This window comes from Lentzea roselyniae (assembly GCF_039537795.1).
GTDB lineage: Bacteria > Actinomycetota > Actinomycetes > Mycobacteriales > Pseudonocardiaceae > Lentzea > Lentzea atacamensis.
Map to the genome: position 1 here is coordinate 17,973 of NZ_BAABBE010000050.1, position 15,980 is coordinate 33,952.

At 68.1% G+C, this 15,980-nt stretch carries 17 protein-coding genes and 2 pseudogenes; 5 read left to right on the forward strand and 14 right to left on the reverse strand.

The genetic code is table 11. The features are described from left to right. Positions 1-72: 72 nt before the first annotated feature. Together nhaA and ABFX45_RS42760 are read left to right on the forward strand one after the other, a co-directional pair. Complete coding sequence (gene nhaA, locus ABFX45_RS42755; protein WP_346136752.1) at positions 73-1,404, forward strand: Na+/H+ antiporter NhaA; 1,332 nt, start codon at positions 73-75, stop codon at positions 1,402-1,404. 172 nt (positions 1,405-1,576) lie between these two features. Then, a complete protein-coding gene (locus ABFX45_RS42760) occupies positions 1,577-2,101 on the forward strand; it encodes a DUF6653 family protein (protein WP_346136754.1) in 525 nt (174 codons plus the stop codon). Here ABFX45_RS42760 and ABFX45_RS42765 read toward each other — a convergent pair. Genes ABFX45_RS42765 through ABFX45_RS42780 form a run of 4 tightly spaced genes read right to left on the reverse strand, consistent with a single transcriptional unit; the run spans position 2,040 to position 6,204 of the window. Beyond that, positions 2,040-3,143 carry a PEP-utilizing enzyme gene (locus tag ABFX45_RS42765; RefSeq protein ID WP_346136756.1) on the reverse strand — a complete coding sequence of 368 codons (1,104 nt, stop codon included), beginning with the start codon at positions 3,141-3,143 and terminating at the stop codon, positions 2,040-2,042. The two genes, ABFX45_RS42760 and ABFX45_RS42765, sit on opposite strands and share 62 nt — an antisense overlap. Continuing rightward, entirely contained in the window at positions 3,038-4,489 is a 1,452-nt protein-coding gene (locus tag ABFX45_RS42770; protein ID WP_346136758.1) for a PEP/pyruvate-binding domain-containing protein, read from the reverse strand. The genes ABFX45_RS42765 and ABFX45_RS42770 overlap by 106 nt, the downstream gene beginning before the upstream one ends. A gap of 12 nt (positions 4,490-4,501) precedes the next feature. Further along, positions 4,502-5,281, reverse strand: a complete 780-nt coding sequence (locus ABFX45_RS42775; RefSeq protein WP_346136760.1) for an ABC transporter permease — start codon at positions 5,279-5,281, stop codon at positions 4,502-4,504. Between the two features lie 5 nt (positions 5,282-5,286). Then, positions 5,287-6,204 (reverse strand): ABC transporter ATP-binding protein, encoded by a 918-nt coding sequence (locus ABFX45_RS42780; protein WP_346136762.1) that lies wholly within the window; start codon positions 6,202-6,204, stop codon positions 5,287-5,289. Positions 6,205-6,614: 410 nt separating this feature from the next. On the opposite strand from ABFX45_RS42780, the gene ABFX45_RS42785 reads away from it, so the two are divergent. Further along, positions 6,615-7,112, forward strand: coding sequence for an FAD-dependent oxidoreductase (locus ABFX45_RS42785; RefSeq protein WP_346136764.1), 498 nt, complete (start codon positions 6,615-6,617; stop codon positions 7,110-7,112). Positions 7,113-7,141: 29 nt separating this feature from the next. After that, positions 7,142-7,288 carry a hypothetical protein gene (locus tag ABFX45_RS42790; RefSeq protein WP_346136766.1) on the forward strand — a complete coding sequence of 49 codons (147 nt, stop codon included), beginning with the start codon at positions 7,142-7,144 and terminating at the stop codon, positions 7,286-7,288. Positions 7,289-7,293: 5 nt separating this feature from the next. Here the strand turns inward: ABFX45_RS42790 and ABFX45_RS42795 are convergent, their stop codons facing one another. Beyond that, entirely contained in the window at positions 7,294-7,494 is a 201-nt protein-coding gene (locus tag ABFX45_RS42795; RefSeq protein WP_346136768.1) for a hypothetical protein, read from the reverse strand. A 466-nt stretch (positions 7,495-7,960) separates the two neighbouring features. Between ABFX45_RS42795 and ABFX45_RS46705 the strand changes: the two are divergent. Further along, positions 7,961-8,095: pseudogene (locus ABFX45_RS46705) on the forward strand (universal stress protein); the annotation flags it as partial. Here the strand turns inward: ABFX45_RS46705 and ABFX45_RS42800 are convergent. From ABFX45_RS42800 to ABFX45_RS42840, 9 genes and pseudogenes are all read right to left on the reverse strand, one after another. After that, on the reverse strand, positions 8,076-8,951 hold the full coding sequence (locus ABFX45_RS42800; RefSeq protein WP_346136770.1) for a hypothetical protein: 876 nt from the start codon (positions 8,949-8,951) through the stop codon (positions 8,076-8,078). The pseudogene ABFX45_RS46705 and the gene ABFX45_RS42800 overlap by 20 nt on opposite strands. A gap of 51 nt (positions 8,952-9,002) precedes the next feature. After that, positions 9,003-10,652, reverse strand: coding sequence for a choice-of-anchor B family protein (locus ABFX45_RS42805; RefSeq protein ID WP_346136772.1), 1,650 nt, complete (start codon positions 10,650-10,652; stop codon positions 9,003-9,005). 116 nt (positions 10,653-10,768) lie between these two features. Then, entirely contained in the window at positions 10,769-11,035 is a 267-nt protein-coding gene (locus tag ABFX45_RS42810) for an anti-sigma factor family protein (RefSeq protein WP_346136773.1), read from the reverse strand. Then, positions 11,032-11,751: an aldehyde dehydrogenase family protein gene (locus tag ABFX45_RS42815; RefSeq protein WP_346136774.1), complete on the reverse strand. Its 720-nt coding sequence runs from the start codon at positions 11,749-11,751 to the stop codon at positions 11,032-11,034. The genes ABFX45_RS42810 and ABFX45_RS42815 overlap by 4 nt, the downstream gene beginning before the upstream one ends. Positions 11,752-11,783: 32 nt before the next feature. Next, positions 11,784-12,842, reverse strand: coding sequence for a phosphotransferase (locus ABFX45_RS42820; protein WP_346136776.1), 1,059 nt, complete (start codon positions 12,840-12,842; stop codon positions 11,784-11,786). Between the two features lie 23 nt (positions 12,843-12,865). Then, positions 12,866-13,594 (reverse strand): aminotransferase class III-fold pyridoxal phosphate-dependent enzyme, encoded by a 729-nt coding sequence (locus tag ABFX45_RS42825; RefSeq protein ID WP_346136778.1) that lies wholly within the window; start codon positions 13,592-13,594, stop codon positions 12,866-12,868. Further along, positions 13,483-14,205: an aminotransferase class III-fold pyridoxal phosphate-dependent enzyme gene (locus tag ABFX45_RS42830; protein ID WP_346136780.1), complete on the reverse strand. Its 723-nt coding sequence runs from the start codon at positions 14,203-14,205 to the stop codon at positions 13,483-13,485. Before ABFX45_RS42830 ends, ABFX45_RS42825 begins: the two co-directional genes overlap by 112 nt. 136 nt (positions 14,206-14,341) lie before the next feature. Next, positions 14,342-15,511: an ROK family transcriptional regulator gene (locus tag ABFX45_RS42835; RefSeq protein ID WP_346136782.1), complete on the reverse strand. Its 1,170-nt coding sequence runs from the start codon at positions 15,509-15,511 to the stop codon at positions 14,342-14,344. A gap of 46 nt (positions 15,512-15,557) precedes the next feature. Further along, positions 15,558-15,710 (reverse strand): annotated as a pseudogene (locus tag ABFX45_RS42840) (IS5-like element ISMt1 family transposase); the annotation flags it as partial. Positions 15,711-15,980: the final 270 nt, after the last annotated feature.

Here is a 15,980-nt window from a genome sequence, read left to right on the forward strand (position 1 = left end):
TTGCCGTGACGAGCGGCATGGTGTGCCGGGAAGTCTGGTCGGCGATGCGGCCGACGACACCTGGAGTCAGTTTTGGAACCCGTGAAGACCCGGCTGTTCAGTCGCGGTTCGTGGCCTGAGACCCGGCGGATCGCCGACCTCCTCCGCCTCGAAACCGTCGGCGGCGTCATCATGCTGATCGCGGCGCTGGTCGGCCTGGTCTGGGCGAACTCACCGTGGGCGCCGGTCTACGAGATGTTGCGGTCGGTGGAAATCGGCCCCGAGTCACTGCACCTGCGCCTCAGCCTCGCCGAATGGGCCTCCGACGGCCTGCTGGTGATCTTCTTCTTCGTCGCGGGCCTGGAGCTCAAACGCGAGTTCGTCGCCGGCGACCTCCGCGATCCCCGCCGCGCCGCAGTCCCGATCGCGGCAGCCTTCGGCGGCGTCCTCGTCCCGGCGTTGATCTACACCGCGATCAACCTCGGCGGCGGCCCCGAATTGTCCGGCTGGGCCATCCCCACCGCTACCGACATCGCCTTCGCGCTCGCGGTGCTCGCAGTGATCGGCCGGTGCCTCCCCTCCGCGCTGCGGACGTTTCTGCTGACCCTCGCCGTCGTGGACGACCTGATCGCCATCGTGATCATCGCCCTCTTCTACACCGATGACCTGGCGCTGCTGCCGTTGCTGCTGATGTTCGTCCCACTGGCGTTGTTCACCGTGCTCGTCCAGCGACGCGTCCGGTCGTGGTGGCTGCTCATCCCTCTGGCGGTGGCCACATGGGCGCTGATGCACGCCTCCGGCGTCCACGCGACCGTGGCGGGCGTCCTGCTCGGGTTCGCCGTGCCGGTGATCCGCAAGTCCGGCGAGGGCCCTGGTCTGGCCGAGATCTTCCAGCACCGGTGGCAGCCGCTGTCCACCGGTGTCGCTGTGCCGATCTTCGCCTTCTTCGCCGCCGGCGTCTCGATCGGAGGCCTGAGCGGTTTCGTCACCTCCCTCACGGACAGCGTGACCCTCGGCATCGTGCTCGGTCTGCTGCTGGGCAAACCGATCGGCATCACCGCGGCCACCTGGCTGATCGCACGGTTCACCAAGGCCGATCTGGACGACGACCTGTCGTGGATCGACGTCGTCGGCCTGTCCATCCTCGCCGGCATCGGTTTCACCGTCTCGCTCCTGGTCAGCGAGTTGTCGTTCGGCGAAGGCAGCGCGGACTACAGCAACGCCAAGGTGGCCGTGCTGCTGGGTTCCGTGCTGTCCGCGCTCGTTGCGACCGTGATCCTTCGGATGCGCAACACGGTGTACCGCCGGATCCACGAGGAAGAAACCCGCGACGCGGACAACGACGGCATCCCGGACGTGCATCAGCAAACAGCACCCACCGCCAGCGGTGCGACCACGGAGAACCGCGGGCCCACGGACAGCTAGCGACACCTAGACCTGCGCCCCGGAACCACCGTTCGCACTGGTTGAAGACCTGCCGGACCACGTGTCCTTTGTGGATCTCAGTGACTACTTCTGCACAGGGGAGCAGAGCTGACCGCCCAGCTCGCCGAGCAGTCAGCGGCGTAGACAGCGGGCGCCGAGAGCCCACAGCGCTTTGCGGCGGTCGATTCCCTTGATGCTGCTGTCGATCTGGAGCCGCACGTGGATCGGCTGGTGGAGTCTCTTGCCCGTTGGCGCCGTCGTCGCCTGGTTGTTCGTCAACCCCAGGGTGTTCCCACCGGTGCGCGAACCGCGCAGCTGGGCGGCACGTGGCATCTACGGCGAACGGGCCTGGGTACAGGACCGCGACCTCGTACCACCCGACCACCGGAAGGTGTTGCGCCTGCTGGTCGCCCTCGGCGTCATCGGCTTCGGCATGATCTTCTGGGGTCTGATCGCCCTGGAGGTGTGGCCGACGGTATTCGGTGCGACCGTGGTCGTGGTGGCGCAGCTGTGGCGGATCGACCGCTTCGGGTGGCTGTGGGAACGCCGCCGGGCTCCCGGTCCTGATCGGCGTTGCGGCAGAGGTTGCCAACCAGGTATCTCCCGTGCTCGACCACCAGAACCACCGCAACCGATCACGAATCGGCTGGCGGGATCCCTTCCACGCGGACTGTTCCCGCCGCGCCGTCGACGGTGATGAGCTGCCCGGTCCTGATCTCACGGGTGGCGTTGCGAACGCAGATCACCGCGGGAATCCCGTACTCACGAGCCACCGTGGGTCCGTGCGCGACCGGCGACCCGGTCTCTGTCACCAGTCCAGCGGCGGTCAGGAACAGCGGTGTCCAACCGGGATCCGTGGTGGGCGCCACGAGAATCTCGCCCGGCTCGATGTGCGCTCCGGAGGGATCGTGGATCACGCGTGCCCGGCCGGTTGCACGTCCTGCTGCGCCTGACATGCCGACCAGCACACCGTTGTCCGCGGGTACCGCAGGGGCGAGCGCCTCGAGGTCCGTCCCGTCGGACAACAGCGCGCCGGGGACTGTGGGCCGCCGTTGTTCTCGCTCGTGTGCTGCGCGGCGCAGTGTGACGAGCTCACGATGGTCGGTACCGCCGTGCACGGCCGCGTGTACCTGTTCGAGGTCCAGGAACATGATGTCGTCGGCACGTTCCAACAGCTCCCGTGCGACCAGATCTTCACCGATGAGGAGCAGCTGGCGGCGCGACGCCTGGATCGCGGGCAACCAGGCGAACTTCCCGATCTCGCGCGGACCGGTGAGCTGACGTGACCGGCGCATGAAGAACACTGCGACACGCCCGCGGATCGGCCGCTGACTCCGCACCCGGCGGGACAGCGTCTCGATCATTTCCTCCGCCTTGGCCGCCGCGGCTGCGAACCGCCGATCGGGTGCCTGTTCCGGGTTGTCGACGCGGAGGTAGTTGGCGATCGTGGCGAACAACGGCGCGGGGTCCTCTGCCCAGCGGGGTACGCCGACATCGACCTCGGCGGCCGCGCGCATGCCGTACCTGTCCAGGAAAGCGGCCATCCCGATGTCCGGCAGCTCCCCGGCGAAGTACCTGGCGGTGAGCTGCTCAGGTGGAGTGCTCGAGAACAGGTCGCCATGCGCTCGTGCGTTCACGGCCAAGTCCCACAGCGCCAGGTCCATCTCCGTGGTGACGTTGTGCGGCATCCCGCCCAGGACGGTGTCGAGCTCCTCCGGCGAGGCGACTTCGTCGAGCAATCCTGCCGGGTCGTCCCGGCGACGATGCCGGCCATCAGCGGCCACAGGATTCCCTTCATGTCCGGGCTCATCACCGTTTTGTGCGAGTCCTCGACGACCCAGCGCAGCCGCTCGGCGGCGGTGGCGGACTCCGGCGGCGGTGTCAGCGTGGATTTGATCTCCTCGACGCCGCGGTACGCCCTCGCGCGCGCGGCGGCGGGACGGGCCAGGCTGGACACGAACCCGGCGATCGCGGGCAGCATGAGCCGTGCTGCAGCTTTGAGGGCGGTGCCAGGTCGGAATGGCAAGCCCCGTCGTGGCGCGAATCTCGGGTCGTCAATCGCGCGGTTGACGGCGCTTCGAACCCGTGGCCCGTATATCTCCAGCGATGTCGGGAGCTGTTTGCGCATCGCCTTGTTGCGCACGAAATCCGTCAGGTCGAGGTAGAGGCGCCCGCCGATCGGCACCAGCCGAGGCAGCGGGTCTCGCGGATCGACCTTCGCTCCCAAGGACTTGAACCACATCGCCGCGCCCGTCTTCAGCAGCGCCACACCCATCGGCGTGCACGGTCGCAGCATTCCCTGGATGTGACCGATCTCCAGGTACAGCCGGGTGTCGCCGGTGTCAGGTGGCAGCGGGAACAACGTCGTGATCGGCCGCGACTGGAGCAACCACAGCCGACCCTCGCCGTCGAACGCCCACTCGATGTCCTGCGGGACACCGAAATGCCGCTGCAGCCGCCTCCCCGCCTCCCGCAGCTGTTCGAGCTGGGACCCGTCGAGGCACCCGTCCGGGTTCGGGGTGGCGGGCGCGTTGCGGGACAACACGTAGTGGTCTGGGACGACCGAGCCGTCCACCACGGCCGTGCCCAGACCGGGAGCGGCGTCGATGACCGTTTCGGTGCGGCACCCGGTGATCGGATTGGCGGTGAACGTGACTCCGGCGACAACCGGATCGACCATGCGCTGGATCACGACAGCCATTGCGGCGTCGTCGATTCCCGCGGCAGCTCGGTAGGCGACCGCGCGTTCGGAATGCAGGGAGACCCAGCACCTGCGGACCGCGTCGAAGAGTTCGTCCGCCCCTTCGATGTTCAGGTGGGTGTCCTGCTGGCCGGCGAAGCTGGCGTCCGGCAGGTCCTCAGCCGTGGCGCTGGACCGGACCGCGACACGTCCTCCACCGAGCCGCTCGTAGGCGTCGAGCAGATCGGCTTCGGGAAGATCCCGCGCGAGGTACGACTCGACAGTCAGGCAGAAGCCGTCCGGGACCCGCTCACCCGCCTTGACCATCTCACCGAGACCGGCGGCCTTGCCACCCACTAGATCGACCATGGAACGGTCGGTCTCCGACAACCGGATCAGACCCATCTCGCCTCCCCTCTACCGATCCTGGTCAGCCCGCGTCCACCAGGAGGCGGTCGCCCACGCGCCACCGACCCCCACCAGGAGCACGAGTGCGTAGCCGAGCACGCCGGGCTGCTCGCGCTCCGGGCCCGCCAGACCGCTGAACAGGGCCGGAACCGACCACGGGAACACATGTCCGTAACCGAGCGCGGCGACGATCTGCGCCAGGAACACCGCCGCGATCATGAACCCCACACCGGGCAGGTAACCGCGACCGGCACTGGCAGCCAGCGCGACCGGCGCGACCAACAACGTCGTCATCACCGAGGTGGTCATCAGCTTTCCCAACCCGGCCACCGCCAGGACACCCGACCAGCCGGGCAGCCCGAGGGCGGCACCAATGGCAAGGCCCAGCAGGTAGACGTAGCCGCCGAGGACCAGGAACCACACCGCGCCCACCACGAACTTGGCCGACACGATCACGCCGCGTCCGGTCGGCAGGGCGAGCAGATCCTTGGCCGTACCTTGGCTGAACTCCCGGCCGAACAGCCACGTCACGGCCAAACCGAAGACGACCATGCCGCCGACCGCGTTCGCCTGGGCCAGGAACCCGAAGTAGGCCGCCCAATCCGCCTCGTTCGCCACCAAGCTCGCCTTCGCGCCCAGCAACCCCATGGCCCGCGCCCGTTGCTGATCCGCGAGGATGAACATGAACAGCCCGCCGACCAGCGCGACAACGCTGAACGCCAGCACCGTCAGCCAAGGCAGCCTCGAGCGCCGCATCTTCAGCGCTTCCACCGCGACCGCAGCCCTCATCGCGCTCACCGCGGCTCGACCAGCTTCAGGAAGTAGGTCTCCAGGTCGTCCTGTGTCACGACGAGCCTCGTCGGCGGACAACCCGCTGCCACGAGCAACGCGGCGACGTCATCGGGACGCCGCACGGCACGTTCGTCCTCGATCACGTACCCGTCGCCGTCGGCGCTCGCGACCAGCCCAGCCACACGCAGCGCTTCCGCGACTCGGTCGCCGTCGCGTGCGGCCACGCTCAACCGGGGCCGCGCGAGCGACGCCAGGTCTTCGGTGGCGATCTCCTTCAGCAGCAGGCCGTGATCGATCACTCCGATCCTGGTGGCCAGCCGTGCCACCTCGGTCAGGATGTGGCTGGACAGCAGCACGGAGACCCCGTGCTCGCGCGCGAGATCGAAGAGCAGCGCGCGGATCTCGGCCACTCCGGCAGGATCCAGGCCGTTGGCCGGCTCGTCGAGGATCACCAGGTCAGGGCGGTGGATCAGCGCCTTGGCGAGGCCAAGTCGTTGCGCGTTGCCCAGCGACAGGGTCCCCGCACGGTTGCCGGCGTAGGCGCTCAACCCGAGCCGCTCGACGACGGCACCGACGGCGCGCGGGTCGGTCAAGCCTCGCAAACGTGCGACGACCGCGAGGTTCTCGACGACCGTCAGCTCCGGATAGGCCGTCGGGGTCTCGACGAGGTACCCGACGCGCGACCACATCTCGTTGTGGCCGCGCCGCACACGCTCACCCAGCAGCGTCACCTGACCGCTGGTAGGGCGCACCATGCCCAGCAGCATCCGGATCATCGTCGTCTTGCCCGCGCCGTTCAGGCCGAGCAGCGCGTAGATCTCCCCCGGCTCCACCCGCAGGGAAACCGCGTCCACGGCAGCGAGATCGCCGTAGCGTTTGGTCAGCTCAGAGGCATCGATCACCGGAGCCGTGGTGGCCATGCGTGGTCCTCGTCTGCGCGAACGACAACAACGCCGACCAGGCTTCCCGGCACTCCGCCGATCACCTTACTCCTGTTGTTCTCCGCCAGGCCAGTGGAACTCGCGTCGTCGGGGTCGTGGCGCGTGAGATGGGGCATGCCAAGTCCAATTAGGACAGCAGAGTCCAGGCTTGCGTCTGCGTTTCGTTCACCGATCTGACCGCGTGCGGGCAATGATGCCGAGACGTGCGCCGTCCGGCGGTGCGCCGACCTCACGACGGAGGTACCTGGACTCGACGCCGGCCAGATCGAGATACGCGCAAGGCGATTCCGACTCCGCGTCTTTCCGGTAGGGGTCTCATCACCTGTCCCGGACAGCGGTGTGCCGGGAAGCCTGGTCGGCGTGACAGCCTTCCGTTCGAAGGGACGGTCATGCCCGCCAGGAGAGCATTCGTCATGGGCGCCGGTGTCAGTGGCCTCGCGGCCGCCTACCGTCTGCTGCGCAGTGACTGGGACGTCGTCGTGCCGGCTGCCGCAACGCCCGCACGGCCCGGAGGAATTCCCGCAGCCCTCACCGACTTCGGCCTCAACGCCGCGCGGCGGCTGGGACTGCTGCCGGCGCTCGTCGAACGACGCCAGCCCCGCTGCGACCTCGTCGCGGTCGACGCCGCCGGGGTGCCGCTCGCTGTACACCCCGAGCCTCCCCCGCACCGCCCGGTGCTGGGCCAGGACGAGATGCTCGCGGTGCTGAGCGACGCTCTCGGTGGCGAGGTCGATCGCCGTGGTGCGGAGCTGCCTGTCCTCGTCGCCGACGACTGCGGTGTCACGGCCATCTTCGCAAACGGCGACGAGGACTGGTTCGACCTCGTCGTGGGTGCCGACGGCGCGTGTTCCGCTGTCAGAGCCGCGGTACTCGGATCGTCGAACTGACCGAGGAAGGCACCCGTGTAGTACGTGGCGTGACGCGCCGGCGCCGCGCGGCGATCAGCCGGATCGTGGCGAAGATGTCCGAAGACGAACGACGCGGCCTCGTCGAGGCGCTCACCGCGTTCACCAAGGCCGGCGGCGAACCCGCGGTGACTTCAGCCGATCTCGGCTGGATCTGACGCACTCAGCCCAACCACCTGCCCGCGTCGATGGCGACCACCAGCGACACCGGTGCGATCGCCGCTCCGACCACGATCGGGTTGATCTGCACCACCGAGCTGACGTCGGAGCGTACGAGGAACCCAGCCGCGACAAGCGCTGCTGCGAGCCCGATGCTCACCGTGCGCAGCCACGGAGCGTCCAATGGCGCCAATGCGCGCAGCATTCCGGCCAGCATGATCACCACAGCGAGCGCCAGCGAACCCTATAGGGCCGGAACGCCTCCAGTGCAGCGTCGAAGTCCAGCAGCAGCGGTGCCGCGATCAGCCACACGCCAGCGAGAAACGTGAGGGTACCTGTTCTGGCTTCCGATCTCCGCCGTCGTTCATCACGGACAGTGCAATCTTTGCACTGAGCAATCGAACTTCCGCCAGGCCTGTGGGATCGTAGGGAGGTCGTAAGCACACGTGGGAAAACGAACGCCGGTCGCGTTGTGGCCGGGTCTACGGGTCGGACACCAGCGCTGCGGCGATCGACTTCGCGTTCGACTTCGCCCGGCGCCGCGATTGCGATCTGCTCGCGGTTCACGCGTGGTCCGACATCCCGATGAGGCGCTCGCTGAGCCGAACACTGTGGCTACAACTGGGACCAGGTCGGCACCGAGTCTGGAACCGTGATCGCGCCATGACCGGAGCGCTGTACGGCGGGCAGTGCTCGGTTCCATCAGCCACGCCGTGCTCCGCCACGCCCCGTGCCCGGTAGCCGTTGTTCACCGGACGACTGATCTGCCAGCTGTCTGCCGGCCAGTCACTCGACCGCAACGGTGATTGACGCAGTGTGCAGCCGTCCGCCGTGCGAGAACTCGAGGAAGAGCCGGTACTCACCGCGCTCGGCGAACACCGACCGGAAGGTCAGCTCGCCGTTGATCACCGGTGCACCGAGCGGCTCGACGGGGTGCAAGTGCGTCGCGGAGAGCAGCATCGTGTGGAATCCGGTCATGTGACCGTTGGCACCGAGATGCGGTTCCAGGGTCTCGACCGGTGCGCCGTCCGGGGTCCGGATGGCGAATCGCAGCTTGCGTTCGTTCAGCAACGGGAGTGCGGCCGGTTCATCCACCCGTGTGACCGAGTAACCCGTTGCGGTTCGACTGTTCGCGTCCGGTGCGGGGACCGGCATCAGCGCGGTGTCACCCGCGAGACTGAACGGGACGCCCAGCACCACGGGGTGCCGCGGGTCCTTGGTGTCCAACGGGATGAACTCGGCGAACATGCGATATGCGCCGCCATCGGGCAGGTCGATCGTGATCCGCCACGTGTCGCCGTCAAGCGTGGGATGCACGTGCCGGAACACGTGCATGTCATCGCGAACGACGAAGAAGTGCATCTGCTTGGTCTGGTTGTCCAGGAACCTGGTCACGGGCTTGCCGTCGCCGCCGAGGATGCGGAACGCCACCGGTACCGCGCTTCCCCGGCTCTCCGGCACAACAACGCGTTCGAAGCGGTATCCACCCTCCACCTCGGACAGACCGTCGCTGTGGCTCGCCGGTACGACGTCCTGAGTCGCTTGCTGGTGCACCGAGTGCGGCGAAGCGGCCGATGGACGGAACAGCATGATCCCGCCGCCGGCCACGATCGCCACGGCCAGCAGTGCGAACACCCAGTCGATGAAACCCAGCTTGCGCATGATCCACCCCCCCAAGCGGGGATGCCCCGGCCGAGGCCGGGGCACCTCACCTCAGAACTGCAGGCTCCAGGCGTCGATGTAGCCGACGTCGGAGCGGTAGACGTCCTGCACCTTGAGCAGCCAAGTGCCCACGGCATCCTCGGCGGAGGCGTTCACGTCGTAGGTGGCGATCACGTTGTCGCCACCGTCGTTGCTCGAACCCTTGAGCCGGTAGGCCGTGCCGTCGGGCGCCACCAGGTCGATCACCAGGTCACCTCGGTAGGGGTGCTTGATGTCGACGTTCACCTTGAGCGTCGCCGGTGCCTTGCCGCCCAGCCCGGACACGGCCACCGAGGACGTCACCGCCGCGCCCGCATCCGGAATGGACACGTCGGTGGTGTTCTCGAACTTCCCTCCCGGCGGTGGTTCCACCGCGCCGAGGTTGGGCTTGACCACGACCAGGCCCTGCTCGATGCCGTTGACCAGGACGATGCCGCTCGCGAAGTACGGGTAGTTGCTCCACGCCCCGTTGAACTTCGCTTCGTCGGCGGCCGGGTAGATGTCGAAGAACCCGGCCTCGGTCAGCTGCGCCGCGGCGACGTTGCTGACGTCCAGGATGCGCAGGCCTGCCTGGTAGTTGGCCTGGTAGGAGTACTTGCCCTTGATGTACTGGTTGTGGTCGATCGCCGTCGCGGGCGAGTTGTAGACGCCCGTGTGGACCGGGTTGGCGAGGCTCGCGAGGTCCCAGATGTAGGTCTTGGTGCGCTTGTCGGTGCCGCGCGACTCGTCCAACTCGTCGTCGAGCAGGAAGTACCGCTGGTCCTCGGTGAGCCAGCCCTGGTGCGAGTACTGCGCGCCCGAGTAGCCCTTGCGCGAGATCTGGACCGGGTTCGCCTTGTCGGTCACGTCGACGATCGTCAGCGTGTCCTCGTTGGAGTTGAAGCAGATCTCCTTGCCCCGGTAGGCCGCGTCGGGCCCGCGGTAGATCACGCACTGGTTGTCGTGCGTGTAGCCGTCCTGCGATACGCAGCCCGCGTTCTTCGGCGACTTCGGCGTGCGGATGTCGACCATGTGGGGGCCGCCGCGGCAGGTGTTGGAGCCGATCGCGTAGGCGTAGCCGGTTTCCTCGTTGATGGCGATGTTGTGCGCCGGGCCGAACTCCTTGTAGAGCGCGTCCGCGGTCAGCGTCTGCGGCGTGGTGATGGTGCGCAGTCGGGTCAGGTCGAACACCTGCATCCCGTGGCCGCTGATGAAGTCCGCGACGATGAACGCGTGGTCCTTGTAGACCTTCATGTCGCGCCACGTGCTGCTGCCGCCGTTGGACGGCAGGTTGCCCAGGTACTTCGGCGCGGTGGGAGTGCTGACGTCGACGAACGCGGTGCCATTGGTGCGCCCGACGATCGCGTACTCCTTGCCGGAGGACGGGTCGGTCCAGCCCCAGATGTCGTTGCCGTTGCCGCCACCCATCTGGGCCAGCGGCAAGACGCTGAGCAGATCGACGTTCTTGCAGGGGTAGATGTCGGCCTTGCCGTTGACGCACGGCACACCGGCCGCGGTGCCGGTGACGGCGTGCCGTTCGGCCGGCCGGTAGTCGGCCATGAACGCTCTGGCCGCCGCCTGTCCTTCAGGGGTGTCGGGATCGTGCGCGGACGCGCCCGACATCGTGAGGGCGACCGCCGATGCGGTGAGCACGGCGAGCACCCCCACGCGCAGGGGTTTCATCAAGTTGGGCTCCTCACGGAATCCCGTCCGCCGGGGCGGACGGGTGCAGGGGTTTCCGATCAGTTACCGAAGGTAGGAGGAGAGGACGCCTCGTGTGAACCGTCGTTCGTCTGAACTCAGCGGTGATGCTCCGGCGGACCTGCGGGGCCGTCAGTGGCGTGGCCCCACGTCCGGAACGCGTCCAGCAGCCGTTCGCGCGTCTCGTCCGGCAGCGACTCCGGCGGCAGCTCGCCGAGCTCGGCGATGGTCGCACCGAACTGGTCGAGGTAGCGCTCGCAGCCTTGGCACTCGGCGAGGTGCTCGACGAAAGCGCGTTCGGCCGCCTCGTCCAGTGCTCCCTCCAGGAACGCCGTCACGAGTTCGACGAACTCCTCGCACGTCATGCCGTTCCTCCTGACGTCGCGAAATAGGTCTCCAGGCAAGCCCGGACCGCCGCACGACCGCGGTGCAGCAGCACCCGCTGGTTCGCCGGTGAGATCTCCAGCATCGCGCACACCTCCTCGGACGTGCGGCCCTCCACGTCACGCAGCACAACAACCACGCGCTGCCGTTCCGGCAGGTCGTCGAGCGCCCGTCCCACCACCTGCCGGAGCTCGCCGTCGAGCACCCACGGCTCTGGGAACTCGCGCCAATGGCCGGGGAAACCCTCGTCCGCGCCCCGGAACCGGGACGGGTCCACCGTCGGCCCGCCATCGGGATCGACGCTCGTCCACGGAACCGTGCGTTTTTCTTTGACGCCGCGTTTCTTCGCTGTGTTGACCAGGATCCGGTACACCCACGTGCGCAGCGACGCAGTGCCGCGGAAGCCGTCGATGCCGCGGACGACGGCAAGCCAGGTGTCCTGCACGACCTCCTCGGCCGAGGCATGGCGCAGGATCTGGCTGCGGACGCGGGGCGGGGTCGCAGCCCAGCTCGGCTGGGCCGCGACCGCCGCTTCGACGGCGCGCCTGCCGTCGGAGGGAGAGGCGTCGGCGACCCGGCACAGCTGCTCGCCGGTGGCCGGGTCGTCGACGGCCAGAGTGCGGCCGGACTCCGCGTCCTGCCAGGCACCGGCGATGAACAGCTGCTTGGGGACGTCGTTGATCACGGTCGGGCTCATGAGTTTCTTCCTCAGGAGTTCGGTGGTCGGCTTTACCGGAATCGGGCGACGACGTCGGCCAGGGGCACGGAGAGGGCCCGCTCGACGTTGGTCCAGTCGTCCTTGGCGTGGGCGAGGAGGTACTCACGCCGTTGTGGGACAACCTGCGCGCGCCAATTCGTGATCAGCGCGCGCAACGTGAGCCGGGCCAGCGCGGCCACCGGCAGCAGCGGCAGTTCCGCGTCCACGATCGGCCGCGCCCGCTCGTAGCCCACGAGGAAGGCGGCGGCCTCCCGCCACGGGTCCTCCGGCGTGCGGCCGAGCAGGTTCGCCATCGGCACGGCGGGGTCGAAGATCACAGCGCTGCGCACCGTGTCGCCGAAGTCGATCACGCCGGTCACGAACGGATCGCCGTGCGGGTTCACGACCACGTTGTACGGGCTGTAGTCACCGTGGATCACCTGTGTTTCCAGGCCGTTCAGGCGCGGCACCACAGCCTCGCTGAACAGCCGGGCGACTTCTCCTGCCAGCCGGCGGTGCGCGGCGTCCGGCGTGTGCGTGACCAGCCCGGCCAGGTGGTGGAAGTGCTTGATGTCCCACGCCAGCCCGCGCCCGTCGGCGGGGTGCGCGAATCCCGCGAGTGCCACGTCGACGCGGCCCAGCATCTCGCCCGCCCCGGCGAGCTGCCGCGCGTCCCGGTCCGCATCGGCCCAGACCGGACCGGCGACGAAGCCGAACACCCGCAGGATTCGCGTTCCGCGATCATCCTCGCCGACGACCACGCTGTCGCTCCCGTCGATGGTCAGCCGCACGCGCTGGACCGGCAGCTCGGGAGCTGTGTCCTCGAGATGACGCATCGCGGCGGTCTGCAGGTCGACGACGCTCTCGTCCTCGCCCGGCGGCGACACCTTCACGAGGTGCTCACCCGAGCCGGTCGTGAGCCGGAACGTGTCGTCCTTCTCCGTCGCCAGCCGCTCGAGCCGCCGGCGCAGCAGGTAGTGCTGCTCCAGAAGCGTCTCCACCAGCGTCACGTCGACGGGCTCGCAGGCCGACGCCAGTCCGCTTTCGACCATGAGGCGCCTGCCGGGGCCCTCCAGCGGTGAGATGGTCACGGTGCCGTCCCTTCGGTCAGCCGCTACAGCCGGTCCTGAGCGACCCGGGCGAAGGTCTCCAGGAACCGGGTCACGTCGGCGGCGTCGAAAGCCAGCGGAGGTCGGATCTTCAACACGTTCGCCCCGCGCGCGGTGCCGCTGATGAGCACCCGCCGGTCACGCAGGTCGTTGATGACGTCGTCGGCGAGCGCACGGTCTGGTTCCCGCGTATCCCTGTCCTTCACCAGCTCGATCCCGACGTAGAGACCGTTGCCGCGGACTTCGGCGACGAACGGCGACTCGCGCGTGATCTCTTCGAGCCCGGCGCGCAGAGCCCTGCCGTTTTCAAGAACGCGCTGCTGCACGTTCTCCTGCTCGAAGACGTCCAGCACCGCGGCCGCCGCCGCCACGGGGATCGAGCTGCCACCGAAAGTGTTGAAGTACCGCACGTTCCGCCCGAACTCGTCGGAGACCTCCGGGCGGAAGACCACACCGGAGACCGGCAACCCGTTGCCCATCGGCTTGCCCATGGTCACAATGTCCGGCACCACGTCGTGGCGCGCGAAGCCCCACATGGACTCCCCGAGCCTGGCGAATCCGGACTGCACCTCGTCGGCGATGTAGACACCGCCGGCCGCGTGCACCTCCTCGACCATCGCCTTCAGGTAGCCGACCGGGTCGGTGAAGATCCCGTCGCTGCTGTACGCCCCGTCCGTGACCAGGGCGGCGAGCCGGTAACCGTGACGCTCCAGGTCGTCGATCGCGCCACGCACCTGCGGTCGGCCAGCGTTGACCCCGGCGCGACGAGCCGCGGGTCGGGCGGGTCGATCAGCCGGACGTTCGGCCCCAGCGGAGATCCCGTGCCCAGGGTCGGCGAGAAGCTCGCGACCTCACGCGTGATGCCGTGGTAGGCCCAGCGGGTCACGATGATGCCCTCAGCGCCGGTGTGGAACCTGGCCACGCGCATCGCGAGATCGTTGGCCTCGGAGCCGCTGCACGCCACGCTCAGCTTCGACAACTCGGAGGGAAAGGTCGCGAGCAGTCGCTCCGCGTAGTCCACCAGCGAGTCCTGGACGTAGCGCGTGTTGATGTTGACCGCCGACATCTGCCGGGTGACGGCCTCCACCACGTGTGGGTGCGCGTGCCCAACGCACGGGACGTTGTTGTAGGCGTCGAGGTAGTCGTTGCCGTCGCGGTCGATCAGGTGAGCGCCGTGACCGGAGACGAACTCGACCGGCGTGCGGTAGATGAGGGTGTAGCCGGGTCCCAGGACCTCGCTCCGGCGCCTGATCGTGTCCTGGAGACGTCCGGGGAGCGCGTCCAGCACGGCCGGGTCGAAGCGGTTCGGGTAGCTGGCGAGCGCCCGGCTCAGTGTCGAAGTCATCGGCCGTCACTTTCCGGCTGGTTCCGCCGGAGTCTCCCCCGCTGGTGATCTCACCGAACCATCCTTCGTTCCAGTTCCTAACTGAAACTTTATAATCCTGCAACACCCCTGCGCGAGGTGTGATGTCACAGCTGACTCAGAACGCGGGCGCGGGCTGCTCCACCCGCGGTGCCTGGCGACGTGCGTCGAGCAGGGCTTCCCGCAACCGAGCATGAGCCAGCATCAGGCACGAGTACACGGCACCACGCGCGGTCGACAGTCCGAGCACCTGCGTGACGACCGTGAGTCGCGGAACTGCCGGAAGGCGCTCCTCGAGGCGTGTGCGCACCTCCGGCAGGACTTCCTCGACGAGCGTACGCAGCCTGCCCACGAAGTAGATCGACTCCGGGTCCAGGGTCACGACGACGGCGCTCACGGCCGTCACCATCGCCGTGGTGAACGCCTCCACCACCGCCGCGCGCACGTCGTCGTGGTGCGTCTCCACCCAGAGGTCGTCGATGCGCTCCAAGTCCAGCCCCTGCTCACGTGCGAACGCGAGCAGGCCTCCCGCGCTCATCAGCCCGTCGAGAGTCTTGTCGTGCACCCCGGAACAGAGCACGCCGACGTCGCCGAACGAGGGCGTGCTCCCCCGGGCCAGCTCGTGATCGGTGCAGCAGGCGAAGTTGAGGATGCTGCTGAGGCTGAAGAGCGCGGCGTCTCTGATCGTGCCGTCATCGGCGAGAACTCCCAGCAACGACGCGTTCGCGTCGCTGTCGAGCAGCACCTGAGCGCCGACCAGATCCGCCAGCGCGCGTTGCAGACGGGAGCCCTCGATGTACTTCATCGACGCCGCCGGGCCGAAGATCTCGGCACCGCCGCGGACTCTGGCGGGCACCGCCACGACCACCTGGCGCAGCGGACCCTCCGCGTGCTGGCTGACACCGGCGATCAGGCCGGCCAGCCAGGCGGCGGCCTTGCCGACGTCGTCGTGTGTCGCCGTGGGCACGATCACGTGCTGGATCTCGCGCCCCCTCAGGTCGGTCGCGAGGACACCGGTGGTCTGCGCACCGAAGCTCACGCCGACGACGTACCCGGTCGTGCCGGGGATGTCCAGGTAGGTGGACGGCCGCCCGCGACCGGCGACCGCGTCGACCCCGCGGTCCACCACGAAGCCATCGGCCCGGAGCTCCTCCACCGCCCGCGACACCGTGGCCTTGCTCAGGCCGGTCAGCTCGATGACCTTGTTGCGTGTCAAGGGCGCCTGGGCGAGAACGGCGTCGAGGACCGATGCTTTGTTGTAGTCGCGTGTGGTCGGGTTGATCGTCACACCAACACCCTACCAAGGTTTCAGTTTGGAACTGGGACAAATTGTGTCAGGATCTGCCGAGCCGCGAGGAACTCCGACGTGCAGGGCGGATGGCCCCAGATCGGTTGCGTTTGAGTCGGTTGATCCCGCACTCCACGGCGTGGCGCTGCTTGTAGAGCTGCGGGTCGAAGGCTGGTGGTCGGCCACCGGCACGTCCTTTGGTCTTGACGAACCACGGTGCGGGTGGCGACGATTCCGCTCATCGAAACGACCGAGCCCGGCCGAGCCCGCCTGCGTGACGTGCTGGCCTGGATCAAAGATCAACCTGCCGATCCGACCCGCAAACCGACAAATCAACCGGCCACTTAGACCGCATCTCGTTTGGGTGTGTTGCAAGGTAGGCTATATCGTTGATCAGCGATGAACGATGTGGAGAAGTGGTGCCCGGAGCCGTTGTGGCTGCTGGCGCAGCCGTTGCTGCCCGATGCGC

Bases quoted from the DNA above. Each gene is read 5' to 3' on its own strand.
- ABFX45_RS42770 (WP_346136758.1), bottom strand. From the start codon at position 4,489: ATGGGTCTGATCCGGTTGTCGGAGACCGACCGTTCCATGGTCGATCTA.
- ABFX45_RS42775 (WP_346136760.1), bottom strand. From the start codon at position 5,281: ATGAGGGCTGCGGTCGCGGTGGAAGCGCTGAAGATGCGGCGCTCGAGG.
- ABFX45_RS42780 (WP_346136762.1), bottom strand. From the start codon at position 6,204: ATGGCCACCACGGCTCCGGTGATCGATGCCTCTGAGCTGACCAAACGC.
- ABFX45_RS42785 (WP_346136764.1), top strand. From the start codon at position 6,615: ATGCCCGCCAGGAGAGCATTCGTCATGGGCGCCGGTGTCAGTGGCCTC.
- ABFX45_RS42795 (WP_346136768.1), bottom strand. From the start codon at position 7,494: ATGCTGCGCGCATTGGCGCCATTGGACGCTCCGTGGCTGCGCACGGTG.
- ABFX45_RS42800 (WP_346136770.1), bottom strand. From the start codon at position 8,951: ATGCGCAAGCTGGGTTTCATCGACTGGGTGTTCGCACTGCTGGCCGTG.
- ABFX45_RS42805 (WP_346136772.1), bottom strand. From the start codon at position 10,652: ATGAAACCCCTGCGCGTGGGGGTGCTCGCCGTGCTCACCGCATCGGCG.
- ABFX45_RS42810 (WP_346136773.1), bottom strand. From the start codon at position 11,035: ATGACGTGCGAGGAGTTCGTCGAACTCGTGACGGCGTTCCTGGAGGGA.
- ABFX45_RS42815 (WP_346136774.1), bottom strand. From the start codon at position 11,751: ATGAGCCCGACCGTGATCAACGACGTCCCCAAGCAGCTGTTCATCGCC.
- ABFX45_RS42830 (WP_346136780.1), bottom strand. From the start codon at position 14,205: ATGACTTCGACACTGAGCCGGGCGCTCGCCAGCTACCCGAACCGCTTC.